The 5,494-nt window shown below is 76.2% G+C and carries 4 protein-coding genes; all 4 read right to left on the reverse strand.

The genetic code is table 11. The features are described 5' to 3' along the window. The coding region (locus tag G3I41_RS37400) for an AAA family ATPase (RefSeq protein ID WP_164400050.1) at window positions 1-1,945 on the reverse strand (1,945 nt) is incomplete at its 3' end. Further along, on the reverse strand, window positions 1,942-3,330 hold the full coding sequence (locus G3I41_RS11205; protein ID WP_164400051.1) for a hypothetical protein: 1,389 nt from the start codon (window positions 3,328-3,330) through the stop codon (window positions 1,942-1,944). The genes G3I41_RS11205 and G3I41_RS37400, both read right to left, overlap by 4 nt. Continuing rightward, window positions 3,320-3,979, reverse strand: coding sequence for a 4Fe-4S single cluster domain-containing protein (locus G3I41_RS11210; RefSeq protein ID WP_164400052.1), 660 nt, complete (start codon window positions 3,977-3,979; stop codon window positions 3,320-3,322). The genes G3I41_RS11205 and G3I41_RS11210 overlap by 11 nt, the downstream gene beginning before the upstream one ends. Next, window positions 3,976-5,494: vWA domain-containing protein (locus G3I41_RS11215; RefSeq protein ID WP_164400053.1), on the reverse strand; the 1,519-nt coding region annotated here is incomplete at its 5' end. The genes G3I41_RS11210 and G3I41_RS11215, both read right to left, overlap by 4 nt.

Genomic DNA, 5,494 nt, shown 5'->3' on the forward strand with positions numbered 1-5,494 from the left:
TGCCGGTCCCGGGCGGCCCGGTGAACACCAGGTGCGGGGGTGTCAGCTCGCCGGTGCCGTGGGCCCGGCGCAGGCGCTGCCGGTTGGCGAGGCCGGTCAGCACCTCGCGGACCGGGCCGAGGCCCACGTACGCGTCCAGCTCGGCGAGGAGCCGCGCGGGGTCGGGGGCCGGGCGGTCCAGGTGGTCGCGGTAGCGCTCGGGGATGTCGTCGGGGACGACGGGTTCGTCCACCCGGCGGCGTACCCGGTGGGACCAGCGGGTGAAGACGGCGTCGGCGAGGGTGCGCATGTCGCGGGCGTTGCCGAAGGACTCGTCGCGGGTGCGGTGCATCCCGGTGACGATCCGCAGGAGCTGGGACTCCGTCTCGGGGGTGGGCCGGGCCCCTCGCTCGCGGAGCCGGCCGAGGGCGATGGCGTGCAGGTCGGGCGGCGGGTAGTCGGGGAAACGCAGGACGTTGTCCTGGGCGTACCTGCTCCTCAGGCCGGGGTTGGCGGCCAGGAACTCGGTCATCTTGTCCGGGTACCCGGCGACGATCACGACGAGCCGGCCCCGGTCGTTCTCCATGCGGGTGAGCAGGGCCTGGATGGCCTCGTGGCCGAAGCCGTCGCGCTGGTCGCTCAGTTCGTACGCCTCGTCGATGAACAGCACCCCGTCCAGGGCGCTGTCGACGGCCGCGTCGACGAGCCCGGCGGTCTGGCCGACGTAGCCGGCCACCAGGTCGCTCGTCTTCGCCTCGACCACGTGGCCCCGCTCCAGGAGCCCGAGGTCGCGGTAGATCTCCCCGGCCAGCCGGGCCACCGTGGTCTTGCCGGTGCCCGGGTTGCCGGTGAACACGAGGTGCAGGGAGGGCGGTTCGAAGACGCCGGCCCGGCCGCCCGCGTGCAGGGCCTCCGCCGTCTCGGCCTCGGCCCGCAGCTGCTCGAAGCGCTCGCGCACCACGTCGAGCCCCGGCATGGCCGCCAGCCGTTCCCACGGGCCACGGGGGTCGTCCGTGGTGGCCCCGGGGAAGGAGTCGCGTACCGCGGCCGGGCCGAGGACGGCGCCCGGGGTGGCGGCCAGCTGTTCCAGCCAGGCCCGCCAGGCGCGCGCCGTGCGGGGGTGGCCGCCCATCGCCCTGACGACGGTGTCCAGTTCCCGCCAGTCCCCGACGCGCAGTCCGGTGCGCAGCCGTACGGCGTGGACGAGCCGTTCCACCTCGGCGGCGGGCGGGTGGCCGATCCTGGCGGTGCCGGGGCGGCCCGGGGCGGCGGCCTGCTGGCGGACCAGGGCTTCCAGGGCCGGGTAGGCGCGGCAGGACTCCACGAACCGCGCGACCTCGTCCAGGCCGGACCGGCGGAAGACCATCACCCACAGGTTTCCGTTGCCGTGGTCGTCGGCCCAGGCGTCCATGGCGCCGGCCAGCTCGCGCTGGGCGCGGTAGTGGAGGAGGGTGCCCTCGGCGTGCGCGAAGACGACGGCCGTGCGGTGCCGGCGCTGCGTCAGGTAGCCCTTCAGGGTCATCACGGCGAACGGGTCGCTGACCCCGGGCGCGGGGCCGGGAGCGGGCAGCGGCGCGCTGTCCTCGCGGGGCGCGCCGCCGGCGACCCGGAGGTTGCCCATCGGCCCCCGCATGCCGGGCGTACGCATGGCGGGGAGCCCCGTGCCGCCCCCCGTGCGGGGGCCGGGTGCGCTGGCGCCCGGCCGGGACAGGTCGCGGGACGCGGTGTCCCGGAAGTAGACGGGGTGGTCGGTGGAGCTGAAGACGATCCGCTCGTAGCCCTCGGCGCGCAGCAGCCGCCACAGCGCCTCCTCCAGCCGGCAGACCTGGTAGGCGGTGTCGACGAAGAGGTCGCCGGCGCCGGGACCGTAGAGGATGGTGAACGGTTCGCCCCCGCGCAGCGCCGCCGGGTCGAGGCGTTCCACCAGCGGCCCGGCGGGGCGGGCCGGTTCGCCGGGCCGGGTCATCCGCCGCTCCCCGTCCCCCTCCGCCGGGCCTCCTCCCCGCGCTGCCGGTGGCCCTCGATGTCGAGGAAGCCCCGGTCCGGGGTGCCGGGTTCGGCCTCGGGGGCGGCCGGGGCGGCCCGGCCGTCCTCGGCGAGGGCCCGGCGGACGGCCTCGGCGCGGTCGCGGAGCTGGTCCTCGGAGGTGGTGTCGTAGTCGTAGGAGAGGACCCGGACGACCTGCTCACCGGAGTCCGGAGCGGCCTGCGAGATGTCGAGGACGATCTCGTTGCCGTTCTCGTGGCGCAGCTTGGCGTAGTACGAGCCCCGGGGGTCGGCGTTCTCGTACTCGCCGTCCACGAAGTCGTAGTAGGCGAGCCTGCTCAGGCTGTGGGCGACGGTGTCGGCCAGGTTCACCCGGAGCTGCGAGGCGAGGTGGCGCATCGTGGCGCGCCCCACGGTCTCGCCGAGCTCCTCCTCCAGGCGGGGTGCCTCGCGGTCGCGCAGGCCGAGGAGTTCGTCGGTGCCCGTGGCGTCGTCGCGGGCGCGGGCGAGGGTCTCGGCGGCCTCGGTACGCAGCCGGTCCCAGTCGCCCTCGGACCAGTAGGCGACGTCCACGGTGTAGTCGGGCAGGACGGTGCCGTCGGGGCCGGTGACGGGCTGTTCGCGGCTGCCGTCGATCGCGCCGGCCACGGTGGCGAGTGCGTCGATGGCGGCCAGCTGGGCGGTGCAGCGCTCCAGTTCGCGCTGTTCGGTGTCGGCGCGGAGCTCGCTCAGGGAGTGACAGGTCTCCTGGACGAGCGCGAGGGCGGCGTCGAACCTGCCCTCGGCGGCGTTCTGTTCGGCGGTGGTGAGCCGGCCGGTGAGGCGGTCCAGTTCGCCCGGTGCGTAGCGCTCGTGGAGCCCGGCCTCGGTGAGGTCGGCGGCCAGCGCGCGGGCGTCGGCCAGCCAGCTGCGTACCGTGCGGCCGGCGCGGGCCCGGTCCTCGGTGAGTTCGCCGATCTCCCGCGCGAGCCGGGCGGTCTCGGCGCGGCGTTCGGCGCGTTCCTCGGCGATGGCCCGGCGGGTCCGTTCCTGCTGGTCGGCGAGGCGCCGGCGGGTCTCCTCGCGGATCTGCCCGGCGGACGCGGCGAGCGCCCCGCGCACCTCGGCGGCCTGGTCGCGGAGCCGGCGCGCGGTGTCGGCCTCCAGTCGGCGGGTCTGATCGCTGAGGCCCTGGACGACCGCTTCGTGCCGCCGCTGTCGCTCCTCGACGCGTGAGAAGACCCGCTCCAGGTCCTCGCCGGTCCGGCGGCGGACCTCCTCGATGAGGCCGGGGATGTCGCGCTGGACGGCCTTGAGCTGCTGGGCCTTGCGCTGGATGCGGTACCACTCGGACTCGTCGACCTGGATGCGCTTCCTACCGCTCATCGTGTTCCTGTCCTCTCACGGGGGTCGTGGTACGGGTGCGGACCGCGTCGACCGCGAGGTCGAAGGCGTCGAGCAGGCCGGGCGGCGGTACGCCGATGAGCAGGGCCTCCGGTCCGTTGACGGCGATCTCGGCGGACCGGGTGCGGTGCTCGAAGTCGTAACCCGTGTCCGCGAGGCGTCCGGTGAGGTGGTGGACGCGCTGGTTGGTGCTGCCGCGCAGGCCGCGTCCGTCGTCCAGGGCGGCCGCGTACACGCCGTCGACCAGGACGTCCACCTCGGCCAGCAGCGCGGCGACGCCGGGCCCCGGCGGCCGGGCACGGAGCCGTTCGAGCCGGTGTCCGGTGAAGCAGATCACCGTCACGTCGCGGATGTCCCGGGCCAGCCGGGCCACTTCGGCGAGGCCGGCCGCCTGGGCCATGGGCTCGCCCCCCGAGAAGGTCAGCCCGGTCACCCGCGCGTCGGCCAGCAGCTCCCGGGCCAGTTCCGCCGGCGCGGCCCGCCGGGCGGTACGGAAGGGGATCCAGTCGGGCGCCATGCAGCCGGCGCAGCTGAACGGGCAGCCCTGGACCCAGAGCGCGGACCGCACGCCGGGTCCGAGTGCTTCGGTGCCGACGCGGGTGGCGGCCACGTTGAGGGCGGTGCCGGTCATCCGGGCCGGCCGGGGGCGGGGGCGGCGCCGGGTGCGTCCAGGTAGGTGAAGGAGACGCCGCTGACGACGACTTCGGCGCCGGGTGCGCAGACCGCGCCGCTCTCGCGGGCGGCCGTGCCGTCCGGCGAGAACCGGATGCGCAGATCGGTGCGGGGGCCCTCGCGGGTGGACCTGCGCCGTCCGTGGACGGTGCCCCGGCCGCCGGCCGAGGCGGGGCGCAGCGCCATCCGGCGTCCGCGCAGCTCGATCCGCTCGGGCAGCGGCCCGCCGAAGGGGGTGGCGAGCAGGAGCACGCCCCGCAGCGGCGGCCGGTTGGTCCGCCGCCAGGTCAGCCAGCCGGCGAGGACGACGACGGCGAGCCCGGTGGCCAGGGCGGGCAGGAACACGGCGGAGCCGACGTCGGCCCGCAGCGGCAGCCCCGTCTGCTGGACGCGTACCGCCGCCGGGGTCCTGAGCTGGATGTCGGGGGCGAGGGGCCGCTGCCAGGGGGAGGTGACCCTGCCCGCCAGGTGGAAGGTGGCACGGGCGTTCTCCGTGCGGCGGTAGGGCAGGGCGCCTGCGGAGAGCCGGCCGCGCAGCCGGAGGGTGTAGGTCTTCGACTCGCCCGGTTCCAGGTCGAGTCGGGCGGGCAGCCCTTCGACGGTCAGGTCCGGTCCGGTGACGGAGGCGCGCAGCCCGGTGACGGCCAGGGGGGCGTGGGCGGTGGCCGAGCGCAGGGTGAGCTTCCTGGTGGCGGAGCCGTCGCCGAGGTCGACGGTGTCGCCGTCCTGCCAGGTGGCGGTGACGCCCTTGCCGGTGTCGGGTGCGAGGAGCCGCGCGGCCTTGCGGGCCCGGGTGCGGTCGCCGGCCCGGGCCAGGTAGGCGCCGAGGTCCTGGATGCCGTCCGGGCGCAGGACGGTGGTGTCGGGGACGACGTTCGCGAGGAGGCCGGCGCCGGTCGCGCCGCCGCCCAGCGGGATGGCGTAGCCGGCGAGTTCGGTGCGTCCGGCGACCGCCTTCGCCCGCTTGGTGAGCGCGTCCCAGGCGGGGCCGGACGCCTTGGGGTAGCGGGAGTGGGCGGCGGGGCGGTGCTCGCCGTCGGTGAGCAGGACGACGGAGGCCACCGGCGACGCGTCGTCGCGAGCCACCTCCTCCAGGGCGGCGTCCAGGGCGGCGCCGATGTCGGTGTCGCCGCCCTCGGTGGGCGCGGCCGGGAGCGCGGAGATGATCTTGGAGGTGTTACCGGCCGGGCCCACGTACCGCGCCTCGGTCCGGGAGTCGAACGTGAACAGCGCGACGTGGTCCTCGGGGGTGAGGCCGTCCAGGAAGGGGCGCAGCGTCGCCCGGACGGTGTCGTACCGGCCCTCCTCGGTCATGGAGCCGGAGGTGTCCACGAGGATCGCGTAGTCGGCCGGTTCCCGGTCCAGTTCGAGCGCCCGGTAGATCTCGGCGCGGGTGGGGTCCGGGGCGGCGGGCGCGGCCTGGGCGGGAGCGGCCGGGAGCGCGGCGAGGAGCGCGGCGGCGAGGAGCGCGGCG

Source organism: Streptomyces sp. SID9727 (assembly GCF_010550605.1).
GTDB lineage: Bacteria > Actinomycetota > Actinomycetes > Streptomycetales > Streptomycetaceae > Streptomyces.

Excerpts from the sequence above, each read along its gene's own strand:
- G3I41_RS11205 (WP_164400051.1), bottom strand. The coding sequence starts at position 3,330 with ATGAGCGGTAGGAAGCGCATCCAGGTCGACGAGTCCGAGTGGTACCGC.
- G3I41_RS11210 (WP_164400052.1), bottom strand. The coding sequence starts at position 3,979 with ATGACCGGCACCGCCCTCAACGTGGCCGCCACCCGCGTCGGCACCGAA.